General features: G+C 61.3%; 13 protein-coding genes and 3 pseudogenes. 11 read left to right on the top strand and 5 right to left on the bottom strand.

The features are described from left to right. From A3M3_RS24050 to A3M3_RS29485, 4 genes and pseudogenes are all read left to right on the top strand, one after another. Positions 1–1040: copper amine oxidase (locus A3M3_RS24050; protein ID WP_035741463.1), on the top strand; the 1040-nt coding region annotated here is incomplete at its 5' end. 147 nt (positions 1041–1187) lie between these two features. After that, on the top strand, positions 1188–1889 hold the full coding sequence (locus A3M3_RS0106955; RefSeq protein ID WP_028265742.1) for a DUF5134 domain-containing protein: 702 nt from the start codon (positions 1188–1190) through the stop codon (positions 1887–1889). Positions 1890–2126: 237 nt separating this feature from the next. Continuing rightward, positions 2127–2279, top strand: a complete 153-nt coding sequence (locus A3M3_RS27920) for a transposase (protein ID WP_442853096.1) — start codon at positions 2127–2129, stop codon at positions 2277–2279. Beyond that, positions 2249–2432: pseudogene (locus A3M3_RS29485) on the top strand (transposase); the annotation flags it as partial. The gene A3M3_RS27920 and the pseudogene A3M3_RS29485, both read left to right, overlap by 31 nt. 275 nt (positions 2433–2707) lie before the next feature. Here the strand turns inward: A3M3_RS29485 and A3M3_RS0106945 are convergent. The 4 genes from A3M3_RS0106945 to A3M3_RS0106930 all read right to left on the bottom strand — a co-directional run bounded on the left by A3M3_RS0106945 (position 2708) and on the right by A3M3_RS0106930 (position 7207). After that, complete coding sequence (locus A3M3_RS0106945) at positions 2708–3997, bottom strand: ISL3 family transposase (RefSeq protein WP_028265267.1); 1290 nt, start codon at positions 3995–3997, stop codon at positions 2708–2710. A gap of 351 nt (positions 3998–4348) precedes the next feature. Further along, positions 4349–4936 (bottom strand): TetR/AcrR family transcriptional regulator, encoded by a 588-nt coding sequence (locus A3M3_RS0106940; protein ID WP_081736714.1) that lies wholly within the window; start codon positions 4934–4936, stop codon positions 4349–4351. A 346-nt stretch (positions 4937–5282) separates the two neighbouring features. Further along, positions 5283–6683 carry an NAD(P)-binding domain-containing protein gene (locus A3M3_RS24045; protein ID WP_051422982.1) on the bottom strand — a complete coding sequence of 467 codons (1401 nt, stop codon included), beginning with the start codon at positions 6681–6683 and terminating at the stop codon, positions 5283–5285. A gap of 146 nt (positions 6684–6829) precedes the next feature. Next, positions 6830–7207, bottom strand: a complete 378-nt coding sequence (locus tag A3M3_RS0106930; RefSeq protein WP_051422984.1) for a cupin domain-containing protein — start codon at positions 7205–7207, stop codon at positions 6830–6832. Between the two features lie 1463 nt (positions 7208–8670). Between A3M3_RS0106930 and A3M3_RS0106925 the strand changes: the two genes are divergently transcribed. The 7 genes and pseudogenes from A3M3_RS0106925 (at position 8671) to A3M3_RS0106895 (ending at position 14497) form a co-directional block, all read left to right on the top strand. Next, entirely contained in the window at positions 8671–9048 is a 378-nt protein-coding gene (locus A3M3_RS0106925) for a cupin domain-containing protein (RefSeq protein WP_051422984.1), read from the top strand. 146 nt (positions 9049–9194) lie between these two features. Then, positions 9195–10595 (top strand): NAD(P)-binding domain-containing protein, encoded by a 1401-nt coding sequence (locus A3M3_RS24040; RefSeq protein WP_051422982.1) that lies wholly within the window; start codon positions 9195–9197, stop codon positions 10593–10595. A gap of 23 nt (positions 10596–10618) precedes the next feature. After that, a pseudogene (locus tag A3M3_RS27915) lies at positions 10619–10771 on the top strand (glyceraldehyde-3-phosphate dehydrogenase); the annotation flags it as partial. A gap of 124 nt (positions 10772–10895) precedes the next feature. Beyond that, positions 10896–11258: a cupin domain-containing protein gene (locus A3M3_RS0106910; RefSeq protein WP_028265739.1), complete on the top strand. Its 363-nt coding sequence runs from the start codon at positions 10896–10898 to the stop codon at positions 11256–11258. Positions 11259–11273: 15 nt separating this feature from the next. Next, positions 11274–11719, top strand: a pseudogene (locus tag A3M3_RS24035) (6-phosphofructokinase); the annotation flags it as partial. Positions 11720–11957: 238 nt separating this feature from the next. Continuing rightward, positions 11958–12869: a hypothetical protein gene (locus A3M3_RS0106900; protein ID WP_028265737.1), complete on the top strand. Its 912-nt coding sequence runs from the start codon at positions 11958–11960 to the stop codon at positions 12867–12869. A gap of 44 nt (positions 12870–12913) precedes the next feature. Beyond that, positions 12914–14497 carry a stealth family protein gene (locus tag A3M3_RS0106895; RefSeq protein WP_197023302.1) on the top strand — a complete coding sequence of 528 codons (1584 nt, stop codon included), beginning with the start codon at positions 12914–12916 and terminating at the stop codon, positions 14495–14497. Between the two features lie 4 nt (positions 14498–14501). On the opposite strand, the gene A3M3_RS0106890 is transcribed toward A3M3_RS0106895, so the two are convergent. After that, a complete protein-coding gene (locus A3M3_RS0106890) occupies positions 14502–15443 on the bottom strand; it encodes a phosphodiesterase (RefSeq protein ID WP_028265735.1) in 942 nt (313 codons plus the stop codon). Positions 15444–15608 lie beyond the last annotated feature (165 nt).

The raw sequence follows: 15608 nt of genomic DNA, 5'->3' as shown, positions 1-15608 counted from the left end.
ATTCCGGTGAGTACAACATCGGTAACATGGCTAACTCCCTGACGCTGGGTTGTGACTGCCTGGGTGAGATCAGGTACTTCGATGGTCATAGCGTGGACAGCCTGGGCAACCCGTGGACGATCGAGAACGCGATCTGCATGCACGAGGAAGACGATTCCATTTTGTGGAAGCACTTCGATTTCCGTGAGGCCACCACCGAGACCCGGCGCAGCCGGAAGCTGGTGATTTCCTTCATTGCTACGGTCGCGAACTATGAGTACGCGTTCTACTGGCACCTTTTCCTTGACGGGAGCATCGAGTTCCTGGTCAAGGCCACCGGTATTCTTTCCACTGCCGGGCAGAAGCCCGGTGAGAAGAGCCCGTACGGGCAGTCCCTGAACAACGATGGCCTCTACGCCCCGATCCACCAGCACATGTTCAACGTCCGGATGGACTTCGAGCTTGATGGTGTGAAGAACGCCGTTTACGAAGTGGACATGGAAATCCCCCGGGAGAACCCGACCCATACCGCGTTCATGGCCGTGGATCGTTTGCTGGAGACCGAGAAAGCCGCGATCCGCAAGACCGATTCGGGCAAGCACCGGTTCTGGAAGATCGTCAACCACGAGAGCAGGAACATCGTCGATGAACCGGTCGCGTACCGGTTGATCCCCACCGATGGCATCCAGCTCGCGGCCGGGGACGAGTCCTACGTTTCCAAACGCGCCCAGTTCGCCCGGAACAACCTCTGGGTCACCGCGTACGACCGGACCGAACGCTTCGCTGCCGGGGAGTTCCCGAACCAGTCCACCGGCGCCGATGACGGCCTGCATATCTGGACCGAAAAGGACCGGAACATCGTGGATGAGGACCTCGTGGTCTGGTACACCTTCGGCATGCACCACGTCGTCCGTCTCGAAGACTGGCCCGTGATGCCCCGCCAGAACATCGGCTTCATGCTCGAACCCCACGGCTTCTTCAACCAAAACCCCACCCTGAACCTCCCCACCGAAACCCGGGGCGCCAACGGCGGGCACTGCAGCACAGGAAACGAACAATAAAGCCAAGCAAGCACTAACCGTGGTCCCCGGCGCCCTCCACACCCGCACCGGGGACCACACCCCTTTCCCCGATCTTCAGTCCCCGGCGCTGTCCACACCCGCACCGGGGACTGAACCCATACCTCACCCAAACCCAGCAGCGAGAGCGTGATCCACGTGTTCAACATCCCCGCCATTACCTGGACCCTCACCGCCGCCCTGCTCCTGGGCGGAAGCTACCACGCCCTGCAAGCAGCACGGACCCGCCACCACACAGACCGGGTCAACAACATCCTCCACGCCCTCATGAACATCCTGATGGCCGCCATGCTCTGGAACCTCGCACCCACCACCCTGCTGGCCCAAATCGCCGTCCTCACCGGCGCAGCCCTCTGGTTCACCATCCAAGCCGTCGCCCGCCCCGAATTCAAAACACTCTGCACCACCGCCCAAGGCCGGCTCAAATGCGCCTACCACGCCCTCACCATGGCCGGCGCAGCCCTCATGCTCGCCCTCATGACCCACTCACCCACCCCCGCCCCGGCAAACCAAAAAGCCGAGGCAACGGCAGAGGGGATGTCAATGCCCATGCCGGCCACCCACCACGGCATGACCCCGGCGCAGGTCAGCACACCCGACACAACAGCAGCAGCCGTGGCAGGCCTCAGCCACACTCCCGCTCTCCTGCTCACCCTCGTCTTCACCGCCGCCGCAGCAACCTTCCTCACCCTCCTTCTCCACCACCGCCGGACCGCCACAACCGGCGCCCACCACGCTAGTGCCCGCAAACGAATCACACGCACCGAACACGCCCTCGAAGCCCTCGGCGCCACCGCCATGGCCCTCATGTCCGTTGCCCTGATTACGTAAAGACATAAGGGCAGCTTTCCTGAGGACATCAAGGGTGTTTGTTGACCTCTTGATAAGATCGCGGGGCAATCGGACAATTCATCGGCCCCACCAGTTCCAAGCAGATCATTTCCCCATGACAGTCCGCCCCGGAAGTGGGGCTGTGGAAATAACGGCGTATCCGGCTCGACACGCCGGGCGCTGAGCCTGGCGGGGAGAAGCCCGATATGGCCGGAACACTCGAGGCTGCTCAAGCAGTTGACCAAGACCGTCATTCAGACCGCCCTGGACGAGGAACTGACCGAGCACCTCGGTTATGAAAGTCACGACGCGGCGGCCAAGGTCACCGCCAACTCACGCAACGGCACCCGGCCCATCCGGCGATCATCCGGCTGTGGGAGAACGGATTGAGCGAGTTCGTGCCGTTCCTTGGACTACCGACGTCGAAGTCCGGCGGGTCATTTGCTGCACCAATGCCATCGAATCCGTCAACGCCCGCTACCGGCGCGCGGTCAGGGCCCGGGGTATTTTCTCCAGGAGCAGGCACCCCTGAAATGCCTCTATTCGGGCGCAGCAGACCCCGGATCGAGGGCGGTCGGGACGGTCAGCGTGGCGCTGTTTGAGGGAGAATCCGTGGATATCGGCAAAGGTGCTCGCGGAGCGCATCGGCTAATCCGTGTGTGCGACGTGGTTCAGGAAAATCGGGGCCAAGATCCGGCCGGAGCATTGCCGGCGGACTCAGCAGGCTGGATCAGTTATGAGTTCCGGACCAGGCCCAGTGCCACTGTGCTTATCTGGCTCTTCACGGTTCGTGGTGATTGTTCTGCCGTGATGGATGTTCATGCCGCTGTTTTGGCGGCACTGCGCAACAGGATACGCGTTTTGTAGTTGCGTGCGTTGGTGAATCCCCGGCCTGTCCGTTTGATGTGTTTGATGGCTGTGTTGTTGGCTTCTACTTTCGCGGTGGTCGCACCGGTGACAATGAGGACTTCGATTTCTTTCCACCACCGGCAGATCGTGCGCCAGAGCCGGTTCGTTTCCGGCTGCGCGGCTCGTTCGACCAGTTCCTTCAGGTGGTCTTTCGCCGCGGCCGCGTCGGCAAGAGACCCGGTGGCGAGCAGCGTCCGGAGCTGTTCTTTGACCAACCACGCAGTCTGCAGCTTCCCGGTGGCGTCGTCGGTGGCGAACACGGTGCTGAGTCTTTTCCGTGCCCGGTCCGAGAGCGTGTCGGCGCCGCGCAAGAGCAGCCGTCGGTTGGCCCAGACCGGATCGATGGAGCGTCCCCGCCGGCCGTGGACCTGGTGGGTGAGTCGTTGCCGGACTTCGGTGAGCATGTCGTTGCCGAGCTTGACCAAATGGAACGCGTCGACCGAGATTGCTGTGCGCGGGAGCCACATCCGCAGTGCCTTGCGGAAAGCCGCTGACGGGTCGATCGCGACGACCTGCACCCCCAGACGCCACTGCAGCGGCCGGGCGAACAGCCAGTCCCCGACGCCCTCACTGTCACGCCCGTCCACGATCCCGAGCACTTGTCCGCTGTCCAGATCGACAATAGTCGTCATCCAGGGTTCGTACCGTTTCCAGGCGTTCGTTTCGGGATCCCGGAAGAACCGCACGGACCGGTAGCGGTGTTCATCGATGCCGAGCATCCGTGGCGCCAGGCCGTCGACATCGGGCAGTGTCAGCGCCGCGGAATCCAGGGCCCGCTGGACCAGCCACCATGAGACGCCGAACGATGCGGCCGCTTCCGCGGCGGCCCTTCCGGATCCAATGACGGCGGACACGAGGGCATCGCGAAGCCGGCGGGTGGACCGGGCGCGGCGCGGCACCTGGGCAGTCTCCTCCGCGAACGTCCGCCGCGGGCACAGATACTCATCGCAGAAGAATCTCCGCTTGGACCAGATCACTTCGACCGGGCCGGCCACAGGGATGTCACGCAGGCGTTGGGGCCGGCGTGAATGCACGCGGGTACTGATGACGCCACAGCACGGGCACCCGGCCTCGGCCGTGGCTTCGACGCGGACCCGCCGCTGCCCGAAAGCGAGGACCTCAGTATCGGTGACGCGGTAGTCGGGCAGATTGAACAGGGCGGTGGCAGCATCGGGGCGCGGGGAAGTAGGCTCGATCAAGGCTCGTAGCTCCTGACTCTTGATGAATGCGTAGAGAACATCCATCACAGCAGGGCTACGAGCCCTTCAGCTCTCAAGACACGGAATCCGTTTCACCACGAACCACGGAGAGCCGCTTATCTGAAGCGCTCCTAGCTGTCGGTGCAGGACCACCTTCGCGCCTGGGTCTGGCGTTCGGCCATGGTGTTCCGGACCAGGACCGTACCGGACAAGCTCTATGATCCGGAGAGCAAGGGCGGCGTGGAACGGACGAACCGGTCTCTGGAAACCTCGTTCCTGCCGGGAAAGTCCTTCGCGTCGCAGAAGGACTTCAACGTGGACACGAGAAGTTCAATAGCCCTGTCAGCAGGGTTAAAGGCCGGCCTTGGCAAGAAGTGCATCAACCATCATAAAGAAGTTGGCGCGATGATCCGCAGCATTCGGGTCGGTAATGTATTGAATTGCTGCCCCGTCATAGATCATCAGAAATGACCTGACCAGGGCTGGAATGCCTATTCGGCACTCTTCACCGTCGCTTTTCGCCGCAGCAGAGAACATATTTCCCAGTTCCACCTCATAGGCGGGATAAATCTTTGCCGCCACGGGGCTGCCGGGGGCATTACGTGTTGCCCACAAGATAAGTTCGAATTCAGCAAGTAGGCTTGCCGGCTCTTCCTCCAGTGAGCGCCAGTAGCCTTCGGCTACTTGTTCCACGGTCTTACGAAGTCCCAAGTGAATCGGGAGGTCACGGGAAAACCGGCCCAGGTTCTTCAACCACGCCCGCGCGGCTGCTTCCATGAGATCGTCTTTGTCAGCGAAGTTGTAATGCGCGGCGGCCAGCGGTGCGTTCGCTTCCTTTGCAATGGCCCGCATGGTTACCGACTGAACGCCCTCACGCCTCATAAGTTCTACGGTCGCGGCGATTAGCTGTTCTTTTCGTTCTGCTGACGGTACCCGCATAATTCACTCTCCAGTCTCGGGGCCTCCCCGGCAAGGACCCTTCTTAAGGGTAGCGCTTTTGCATCGTTTGAACCATTGACTGGAACGGGCGTCCCGATCAGGCTGTTCACGCACCTCACATACCGCACCCGTTTTCCAATCCACCGCGAGTTGACGACATCGGCCTCAAAGGCATCGAGCACTCACATTGGTAGCCGCACTGGGTGTGAGGCCCACCGGGGGACCTAGCACGTTAATGTGTGCAGGTCCCCCGGTGGATCCCGCAGGAATTGTCCTGCTGCCATTACTTTATCTAAGAGCACGGATCATTTTCTTAAAACGTCGATTGGCTGCATGGCGCCAGTTGTTAGTTTGTGGAGAGGGTGTTGGTGAGTTCGTCGGGGGTGTTGGTGTCGATGTCCTGGGACGTGCCGTTCAGGTATCGTTCGAGGGAGTCGTCCATGGCGTTGAGCCAGCGGGTGTGGTGTTTGACTGCCATGGTGCCGGTGACCACGGAGCGGTGGATCATGTCGCGGTATCCCAGGATGTCGTCGTGCTTGTGCTGCATCCAGTCCTTGAAGAGCTGGGAAACGGCGTCCAGGTCGAAGGGCGGGTAATCGGTGGCGTCAATGAGTTCGCGCAGGTAGTCCGTCTGGAAGTCGGCCTCGGCGTCGTGGTCCGCAAGCGCGGCCTGGCGTTCGAGCCAGAGCTGGATGTCGGCCTCGCGTTCGGCGAGGGAGGGCAGGTCAATCACACCGGTCATGACGTCGCGGGCAAACCAGGCCTGGGCGTCAAACATGTTGAAGGTGTAGTACTGGTCCTGCGCGCCGAGGTAGAACAGGTTGGTGTTCTGCTGCCAGACGACGCCTTTGTAGAGGTTGCCCGGGTACAGCACGTTCGGTGACTTCAGCGACAGCTCGCTGGGCAGGAACGGGTACTTGTGCTGGTATCCGGTGCAAAGCACGACGGCGTCAAAGTCGTCATGGGTGCCGTCGCTGAAGTATGCGGTGCTGCCCTGGAAGTGGGTGACGAGCGGCCGCTCCACGGTGGTCTCGGGCCAGTGATAGCCCATCGGGTTCGTGCGGTAGCTCATGGTGATGGATGCGGCGCCCATCTTGTGGGCCTGCATGCCGATGTCCTCAGCGGAATAGCTGCTGCCGATCATGAGCAGCCTCTTGCCGTAGAACCGCTCTGCGCCGCGGAAATCGTGGGCGTGCATAACCTCGCCCGGGAAAGTCTTGATGCCCTTGAACTCGGGGACGGCAGGGACGTGGAAGTGGCCGGTGGCAATCACGAGCTTGTCGAACACATGGGTCTCGGTGAGGTTGGTTTTGAGGTCCTCAACCGTCACTGTGAATTCCTGCGTGGCCTCGTTGTAGGTGGTGTGACGGGCAACGGTGTTGAACTTGACGTACTTGCGGACGTCGGACTTTTCCACGCGGCCCTTGATGTAGTCGAAGAGGACCTCGCGGGGCGGGAAGGAGGAAATGGGGCGGCCAAAGTGCTCGTCAAAGGAGTAGTCCGAGAACTCGAGGCACTCCTTGGGCCCGTTGGACCACAGATGGCGGTACATGCTGGAATGGACGGGCTCGCCGTGCCCGTCCAGGCCGACCCGCCAGCTGTTGTTCCATTGACCGCCCCAGTCGTCCTGCTTTTCAAAGCACTTGATCTCGGGGATCGCGGCGCCTTTTTGGCGTGCTGATTCAAAGGCCCGCAACTGTGCCAGGCCGCTGGGGCCGGCACCGATGATTCCAACTCGTAGTGTCATAATGCTCTCCTCTTCCAATAGATCTCTGGGTCGCTAGTGCGCGACGCTGTGGGTTGCCACGCGCCAAGCCGGCACTCAGACAGGTGCCGCCTGCGGTAGCGGGTGATGCTTTTGGTACCCGGCCATACAGCCGGGCGAGTTCGCTCTTACGGGGCGAAGGTGCGGTCGCCGGTGAAGAACCCCAGGCCGTACTCGGGGGTCTCGAACTTGACTGTGGTTCCCTTCGGGAAGAACAGGACGTCGCGCTCCTTTGCGTGCGTGACTTCGCCTGTGGTTTCGTCGGTGAGGATGAATTCGCCCTTGATGACGACCTTCATTTCGTCGTAGGTGTACGTGTACACCAACGGCTCGGAAGCCTTCAGCTCGAAGAATCCGGCGCACATGACCGAGCCTTCGGGGTTGTGGAGGGAGTCACCGATGGCAGCAACGGTCCCTGGCTCGTTCATCGGCGGCAGGCCCAAATAACCGCCAACTACCTTGTGGATGGATCCGGCCTTACTCAGTGTTCCTACAACGGTTTCCATTTGTTTCTCCTTTGAAAATGGTGCTGGGAATGGTTCGTCAGAACTGCATCTTCGACAGAACTGTCATTCTTGGGGGGGATATGGGAGTGGCCGGATAGCAGCTGAGCAGCCCGATCGGACTCCTAGGACATCGCTTGCAAATCGGAGATTTTTGGATCTGCACGGTAGGCGACCACTCCTAGCGCGATGAAAGCCTCGGGCATATGAATAAGGGGGAATGCTCAATCAAGAAACGGGCCGAAGACTCGGCGACAGTTTTCCACTTTGATGCCAAAGGGTCCGGTCCTGAGAGCCTCACCCGCGATACATGAGGCTCGCTATGACCCTCCGCCTGTTGTCACGGTAAAGGCGGACCCCCTTGCATAGGGGCCACTTAGCGCATAACTTCGCGCGTTATTCCGAACGGAAACTTGCCTGGAGGTTCTTCACGGCTTCATCAAGGCGCTCATCCAAAGCGCGCCGGCTAGCGACGTAAATGTCGATGGACTCAAGGAGGGTGGTCGTGGTGTTCCATTCTGTTAGCTAATTGCATCCGTCATTGTCATTCCAGGTTCCCTCTATAGAGCTCGGACACTCCGTGGTGAACAAACGAAGAAGTGTGGTTGCTCAACGGGTGCGAACGGCACGATGAGCCACTGGCCGCCGTAGAACTCGACGTATGAATCCGCGGGGCACCGTGCGTAAGCCTCTTCACGAGTCATGACTTTCTCTTTCTGAATCCGAAGTACGAACCGAATGGCTCTGGGGCTGGAGCTCCCGGGATCATCCGCGACACCATGCCGATAGAAAAGGTGGAGGGACCTGCGTGTTTGTGTGTGACGCACATCACGAACGCTTGTTCAAAATACTGTGACATGAACGCTTGTATAAGTCAAGTGTTCAAAACACAGTTTCTATTACCTTGCCCAGCGTCATCCGATCGCCTCAACATGCAGGGCACACGCAGCAGGCGCGGGTGCTCCAGCGCGGACCCTGCCTATTTGGGAGACCACAAGAAACGGCAGTATGCGTCTACCCTCACCTGCCTCCGGTATTGAAGTTGCAGGTCACGGGAAAGCTCGCAACGGAGGGTCCTCGCGCGCCATGGCTAATGCACGGGACTCAATGTCAGCGCGGGCGGCAACACCCGATGCCTGTCATCGGGCCCGGGAACCTCCTCCTCGCGGCCGCGCTTTTCAAATCCTTGCGAGCCTCGATGTTCTAGACAGAAACTTCTGTTTAGGACGGTTGACTTATACGAGTGTTCATGTGAAAGTTTGTGGAACGAATCATAAGTGACTGGCATCACACCGCCGCACTTGGGGCTGAGCTGGCTGACCTTCTTGAGGCTAGAGAATGTCAGGTTGCAGACAATCGCCCCGAGCTATCCGGGAGTTCCAACCAAGATGTTGCGCAGCCTCACACGCGCCAAAGCACACAGTTCTGACGAACCATTCCCAGCACCATTTTCAAAGGAGAAACAAATGGAAACCGTTGTAGGAACACTGAGTAAGGCCGGATCCATCCACAAGGTAGTTGGCGGTTATTTGGGCCTGCCGCCGATGAACGAGCCAGGGACCGTTGCTGCCATCGGTGACTCCCTCCACAACCCCGAAGGCTCGGTCATGTGCGCCGGATTCTTCGAGCTGAAGGCTTCCGAGCCGTTGGTGTACACGTACACCTACGACGAAATGAAGGTCGTCATCAAGGGCGAGTTCATCCTCACCGACGAAACCACAGGCGAAGTCACGCACGCAAAGGAGCGCGACGTCCTGTTCTTCCCGAAGGGAACCACAGTCAAGTTCGAGACCCCCGAGTACGGCCTGGGGTTCTTCACCGGCGACCGCACCTTCGCCCCGTAAGAGCGAACTCGCCCGGCTGTATGGCCGGGTACCAAAAGCATCACCCGCTACCGCAGGCGGCACCTGTCTGAGTGCCGGCTTGGCGCGTGGCAACCCACAGCGTCGCGCACTAGCGACCCAGAGATCTATTGGAAGAGGAGAGCATTATGACACTACGAGTTGGAATCATCGGTGCCGGCCCCAGCGGCCTGGCACAGTTGCGGGCCTTTGAATCAGCACGCCAAAAAGGCGCCGCGATCCCCGAGATCAAGTGCTTTGAAAAGCAGGACGACTGGGGCGGTCAATGGAACAACAGCTGGCGGGTCGGCCTGGACGGGCACGGCGAGCCCGTCCATTCCAGCATGTACCGCCATCTGTGGTCCAACGGGCCCAAGGAGTGCCTCGAGTTCTCGGACTACTCCTTTGACGAGCACTTTGGCCGCCCCATTTCCTCCTTCCCGCCCCGCGAGGTCCTCTTCGACTACATCAAGGGCCGCGTGGAAAAGTCCGACGTCCGCAAGTACGTCAAGTTCAACACCGTTGCCCGTCACACCACCTACAACGAGGCCACGCAGGAATTCACAGTGACGGTTGAGGACCTCAAAACCAACCTCACCGAGACCCATGTGTTCGACAAGCTCGTGATTGCCACCGGCCACTTCCACGTCCCTGCCGTCCCCGAGTTCAAGGGCATCAAGACTTTCCCGGGCGAGGTTATGCACGCCCACGATTTCCGCGGCGCAGAGCGGTTCTACGGCAAGAGGCTGCTCATGATCGGCAGCAGCTATTCCGCTGAGGACATCGGCATGCAGGCCCACAAGATGGGCGCCGCATCCATCACCATGAGCTACCGCACGAACCCGATGGGCTATCACTGGCCCGAGACCACCGTGGAGCGGCCGCTCGTCACCCACTTCCAGGGCAGCACCGCATACTTCAGCGACGGCACCCATGACGACTTTGACGCCGTCGTGCTTTGCACCGGATACCAGCACAAGTACCCGTTCCTGCCCAGCGAGCTGTCGCTGAAGTCACCGAACGTGCTGTACCCGGGCAACCTCTACAAAGGCGTCGTCTGGCAGCAGAACACCAACCTGTTCTACCTCGGCGCGCAGGACCAGTACTACACCTTCAACATGTTTGACGCCCAGGCCTGGTTTGCCCGCGACGTCATGACCGGTGTGATTGACCTGCCCTCCCTCGCCGAACGCGAGGCCGACATCCAGCTCTGGCTCGAACGCCAGGCCGCGCTTGCGGACCACGACGCCGAGGCCGACTTCCAGACGGACTACCTGCGCGAACTCATTGACGCCACCGATTACCCGCCCTTCGACCTGGACGCCGTTTCCCAGCTCTTCAAGGACTGGATGCAGCACAAGCACGACGACATCCTGGGATACCGCGACATGATCCACCGCTCCGTGGTCACCGGCACCATGGCAGTCAAACACCACACCCGCTGGCTCAACGCCATGGACGACTCCCTCGAACGATACCTGAACGGCACGTCCCAGGACATCGACACCAACACCCCCGACGAACTCACCAACACCCTCTCCACAAACTAACAACTGCAGGCTAGCCGCCTGGGCAGATCGACTACATCAACTCCCCCGAGGTGGTCTCCACGGACTTCGTCGGCTCGCGTCGTGCAGGCATCGTTGACGGCCTGGCCACCATCTCCAACGACAAAAACGTGGTCCTCTACGTCTGGTACGACAACGAACTCGGCCACGGATGTCGTTGAGTGGGCCATGTCGGTGCTTGCCGCCCCGGGGTAAATTCCACCGCTGCTTAACCGAGCCGCGGCCATCACCACCTGCCCGCCGGAGTCGTCACCGGCGGGCAGCAGCAGAAAGGTAAATCCAATGAGCAAAACCTTCCAACCCGCAGAGCTCTTCGCAGGGGAGCTAGACGAGTCCCTGCTCGGCCCTCCCCTGGCCGAGGTGCTAGGCGACGAGATTCCAACAAGAATTTCCATTCCCTTCACCAGCGAAGACTCCCGCATCCTCTCCGGGGTCTGGGAGGCCGAACCCGGCCTCTCGCGGTGGGAGTTTCTGGAGCGCGGTGAGGTGATTCACGTCCTTGAAGGGCGCATGGTGGTCACTGAGGACGGCGGTGAACCGGTCACACTGGAGGCCGGAACCGCCGGCTTCTTTCCCATCGGGTGGCGAGGCACCTGGGAGATCCAGGAACGGATCAGAAAGTTCTTTGTGATCTTCACGCCCTGACCGCCAAAACTCTGCCTGCCAGGCCCGGGGGTACTCCCCCGGGCCTGGCAGGGCGGAACCATCCTTGGCACCTCCCGCACCAACCCGTTCGAGAACGGCGGCGGCCCCGAGGTCATCAAGGCCCACATGAGGCGATCATCGCCATCGGCGGGGAAGGCACCCTGGCCGCGGCCAAACGCCTGACCGACGCCGGACTGAAGATCGTCGGCGTTCCCAAGACAGTGGACAACGACCTTGACGCCACGGACTACACCTTCGGTTTCGACACCGCCGTCCAAATCGCCACCGAGGCCCTGGACCGGCTACGCACCACCGGAGAATCGCACCACCGCTGCATGATCGTGGAGGTCATGGGCCGGCACGTGGGCTGGATCGCCCTGCACGCCGGGATGGCAGCCGGCGCGCACGCCATCCTCATCCCCGAGCAGAAAGTCAGCATCGAGCAGATAGCCCAATGGGTCAAGGCCGGTCAAAACATCCTTCTCGCTGTTGTTCCCAGGAGGAGGAACACGCCAACCCCGGCTGAGCGGTCATGACCAGGAGCTTCATCGACTCAGCGAAACCCTACCGTCCGTGGAGTGCTGGATGATGGCGGCCGAGAAAGCATCTGCGGCGATTCACGGTCGGCACCCGCCGGAACCCTGCCGCCGTCGTCTGTCACACCGCTGCTTCCCGGCGCGGGACTGAGAGAATGGAAGCATGACTGCTTCAACGCCCGGTACCACGCATCCGGCCGCTCCCGCCCTCGCGCTCCTCCTCGACATCGACGGTCCCGTCGCGAGTCCCGTGACGCGTGACGTGAGGCCGGCAATCATCGCCGATCTCGTGAGTTTGGCATCCGCCGGCATCCCTGTCCTTTTTAACACGGGCCGCTCAGACACTTTCATCCGCGAACAGGTCATGGTGCCCATGATCGCCGCCGGGATGCCCGCAGGAATCGTGGTCCACGCGGTCTGCGAAAAAGGCGCCGTGTGGTTCAGCTACACCTCGGGCGGTCCGGGACCCATCCATGTGGACCATGAACTTGCCGTTCCGAAAGCCTACGGAGACGACGTCCGCCGTATGGTGGCGGAGGACTATGCGACGCACATGTTCTTCGACGAGACAAAGCGGGCCATGGTGTCCATCGAACAGCATCTGGACGTCCCCAACGAGGACTATCTGGCCGAGCAGAGGCTCTTCGACGCCGATGCCTTGGAGCTCATGGGCCGGCACGGGCTCTCCGCCACGCTCCTGGACCACCACGCGCCAGGGTCCGACGACGCTGCCGACTACCGCTTGGATCCCACCATCATCTCGACGGACATCGAGTCGATCCGGCTCGGCAAGGATCTCGGTGCCAGCCGCGCGGTGGAACTCCTTGCCGCCCAGGGCATCACCCCGAAGGCCTGGCGGACGGTGGGCGATTCGCGCACCGACTACGCGATGGCCGATTGGCTCCACCACAATGGCCACAACGTCAAGCACATCGACGTCCGCCCAGCGGACGGGGTGCCCAACAAGCCCTACGATGTTCTTACAGCCACAGACCTCGGCCTCGGCGAGGACGTCATTCATGACGACGCCGGGGGCGCATTCCTGCGCAGCTGGCGTGAAGCCTTGGTGGGCTGATTAAGCCCTTGACCACAACGATTCGGAGGAAAGCCATCACGGACATGGACCAGCAAGCGATTTACTTCGGTAGTCCCCCCTCCGACGACGACGCGGTCGTTCCAGAACCGACGTCTCCCGCAGTGGAGGCGCGCCTCAAACACCGTGCCGACGTCGTCCGCCATCGTGGCCGCTACAGCTTGCTGAACCAGAACCGCACGCCGCAGCAGGTCATGGTCGAAGATCTCCTCGTGATCCGGGCAGCGTTGGATGCGGCCGGGCTGGACTTCATCCTGGTCCGCGGCAACGATCACCGGCCGGTGATCGCGGTCGACTGGAAGCTCCGGAAGAAGCTGCGCCAGGCTTTGGTTTCGGCTTTCCGGAACGAACCGTTCTACTCCATGACCGTGGACGCCCGGAAGAAATCCACCTTGCTGGTGGCGGACGGCGAGCTGTCAAGCAACCGCAAGGCCCGGATTTTCCGGCTCTTCCGGCCCCGCGTGGAACCCGGAGGCGGGCTGACCTATGGCCCTTCCTTGGGTGTGCAGCTGGAATTGTGGGAGTTCGACGGCGATCAGCTCATCCTGCCGGTGGAGAACTCCCTGACCCGTCGGACCATGCTGCGCCAGGACGCTGTCCGGGGCACGGTGGAACGCCACGGGTTGACGTGGCCGACCATAGAGAACATGTTCGCTGACCACGCGAGCGACATCGATTTCGACGTCGACATCGTCTTTTCGTGGGTGGACGGCAACGATCCGGCCTACATCGCAGCCCGCCGCGAGCAGATGAAGGACGCGGTCGTGGGTGCAGGCGATGCCCACGAGGCGCGCTTCCGGCAAATCAACGAGCTCAAATATGCCCTCCGCTCGGTGTACATGTACGCGCCGTGGATCCGCCGGATTTACATCGCAACCGACTCTCCCGCGCCCGAGTGGCTGGCAGAGCACCCGAGCGTCAAGCTCATGCGCAGCGAGGATTTCTTCAAGGATCCCGCAGTGCTGCCCACCCACAATTCGCAGGCCGTGGAATCCCAGTTGCACCACATTGAGGGCCTCTCCGAGCACTTCCTGTATTCCAACGACGACATGTTCTTCGGCCGCCCCGTAGCACCGGACATGTTCTTCACTCCTGGCGGAATCACCAAGTTCATCGAAGCCTCAACCCGGATAGGCCTTGGCGAGAACGACGCCGAACGCAGCGGTTTCGAGAACGCCGCCCGCGTCAACAGGAAGCTCCTTTGGGAGAGGTTTGGGCGTATCACCACACGGCATTTGGAGCACACGGCCGCCCCGCTGCGCCGCAGCGTGATCACCGAGATGGAGCGCGAGTTTCCGGCCGAGTTCGCGAAGACGGCCGGCAGCAGGTTCCGCGCGGCGGACAACATCTCCGTGACCAACTCGTTCTACCACTACTACTCGTTGCTCACGGGGCGGGCTGTAACACAGACGTCCGCCAAAGTCAGGTATGTGGACACCACCCTGTGGTCCGGGCTGCACTACCTGCCCACGCTGCTGGCCAAACGCAACGTGGACTTCTTCTGCCTCAACGACGGGAGCTTCCCCGAGGTGGCTGCCGATGAACGGGCTGCGCTCGTCACGGATTTCATGGAGAAGTACTTCCCTGTCAAGGCTCCGTGGGAGAAGTAGTCTCCTAGCGGGGGATCATCGCAGGGAACTTGGCGTCGGCCCTCACACCGCGTTCGTGGGTAGGCCTCTGGGGGATCCGGATGCCGGCCTCGGCCAGCCGACGCCGGGTTGCTTCGGGGCTGACATACTCGCCGACGGTCGGTGACTTGCCCAACGGCACCACCGAATGCACAATCGTTTGCTCGTAGACGTGCACCAGGTTGAAGGCTTGGGCGCCGTCCCGGCCACGGGTGCCTCCCTGCGGAACGTTGAGGTCCTGCGTGTAGCAGCTCGCAGACGCCACCGACACGGGAATGCCGGCGAACGTGGCCGTGGTGGAGTAGTGCAGGTGACCGCCCAGGATAGTGCGGACGTCCGAATTGCGCACGACGTCGGCCAGTGCTGCCTGGCCGCGCAGCTCCACGAGTATGGCGAGGTCCAGGATGCTCGGGACGGGTGGGTGGTGGAGGGCAAGAATGGTGCCGTCCGGAGCGGGTGTTTCAAGCTCCGATTCCAGCCAGTCGAGTTGGTTCTGGCTCAGTTCACCGTGGTGGTAGCCGGGCACCGAAGTATCCAGGGTGATGATCCGCAAGCCATTGACGAAGTAGCTGTGATCAACGGGTGCATCATTGTCGCTCTGGTCGAAGAGGCCCGCCCGGAAATTGGCGCGGTCGTCGTGGTTTCCCATCGCCCAGATCACGCGTGCCCCCATGTCACGGCAAGCAGGTTCGACGATCGCCCGGAGTTTGGCGTAGGCGCCCGGCTCGCCTTGATCGGCCAAGTCACCTGTGAAGATCACAGCGTCGGGGCGGACCTTGGACGCATGCACTTCCGAAAAGAGCTGCCGAAGATGGGCTTCACTATCTACCGCACCGTAGAGAGGCTCCGTTCCTCCCAACAAATGGGAGTCGCTAACATGCAGGAGGATGTGTCCTGGCCGAGGATGTTCGGCCTCAATGAGCTCCATTGCTACCTTCGGGTCGGTAGGAGACGGCGCCTCCAGTTTCATTCCCAATAGACCCAATCCAACCAGACAAAAGGCTAACGGTGGGTAACTTACCGTGGGAATGTTGAAAAATTACTCGCGCTCCCCGCGACCCCCGCTCACCTTTAAGTCATTTTCCACCGACCC

The organism is Arthrobacter sp. MA-N2, assembly GCF_000517125.1.
GTDB lineage: Bacteria > Actinomycetota > Actinomycetes > Actinomycetales > Micrococcaceae > Arthrobacter > Arthrobacter methylotrophus.
The sequence above is the reverse complement of the archived record's forward strand: the minus strand, read 5'-3'. Positions and strand labels throughout refer to the sequence as shown.

Excerpts from the sequence above, each read along its gene's own strand:
- A3M3_RS0106940 (WP_081736714.1), bottom strand. The coding sequence starts at position 4,936 with ATGCGGGTACCGTCAGCAGAACGAAAAGAACAGCTAATCGCCGCGACC.
- A3M3_RS24045 (WP_051422982.1), bottom strand. The coding sequence starts at position 6,683 with ATGACACTACGAGTTGGAATCATCGGTGCCGGCCCCAGCGGCCTGGCA.
- A3M3_RS0106930 (WP_051422984.1), bottom strand. The coding sequence starts at position 7,207 with ATGGAAACCGTTGTAGGAACACTGAGTAAGGCCGGATCCATCCACAAG.
- A3M3_RS0106925 (WP_051422984.1), top strand. The coding sequence starts at position 8,671 with ATGGAAACCGTTGTAGGAACACTGAGTAAGGCCGGATCCATCCACAAG.
- A3M3_RS24040 (WP_051422982.1), top strand. The coding sequence starts at position 9,195 with ATGACACTACGAGTTGGAATCATCGGTGCCGGCCCCAGCGGCCTGGCA.
- A3M3_RS0106910 (WP_028265739.1), top strand. The coding sequence starts at position 10,896 with ATGAGCAAAACCTTCCAACCCGCAGAGCTCTTCGCAGGGGAGCTAGAC.
- A3M3_RS0106900 (WP_028265737.1), top strand. The coding sequence starts at position 11,958 with ATGACTGCTTCAACGCCCGGTACCACGCATCCGGCCGCTCCCGCCCTC.
- A3M3_RS0106895 (WP_197023302.1), top strand. The coding sequence starts at position 12,914 with ATGGACCAGCAAGCGATTTACTTCGGTAGTCCCCCCTCCGACGACGAC.
- A3M3_RS0106890 (WP_028265735.1), bottom strand. The coding sequence starts at position 15,443 with ATGGAGCTCATTGAGGCCGAACATCCTCGGCCAGGACACATCCTCCTG.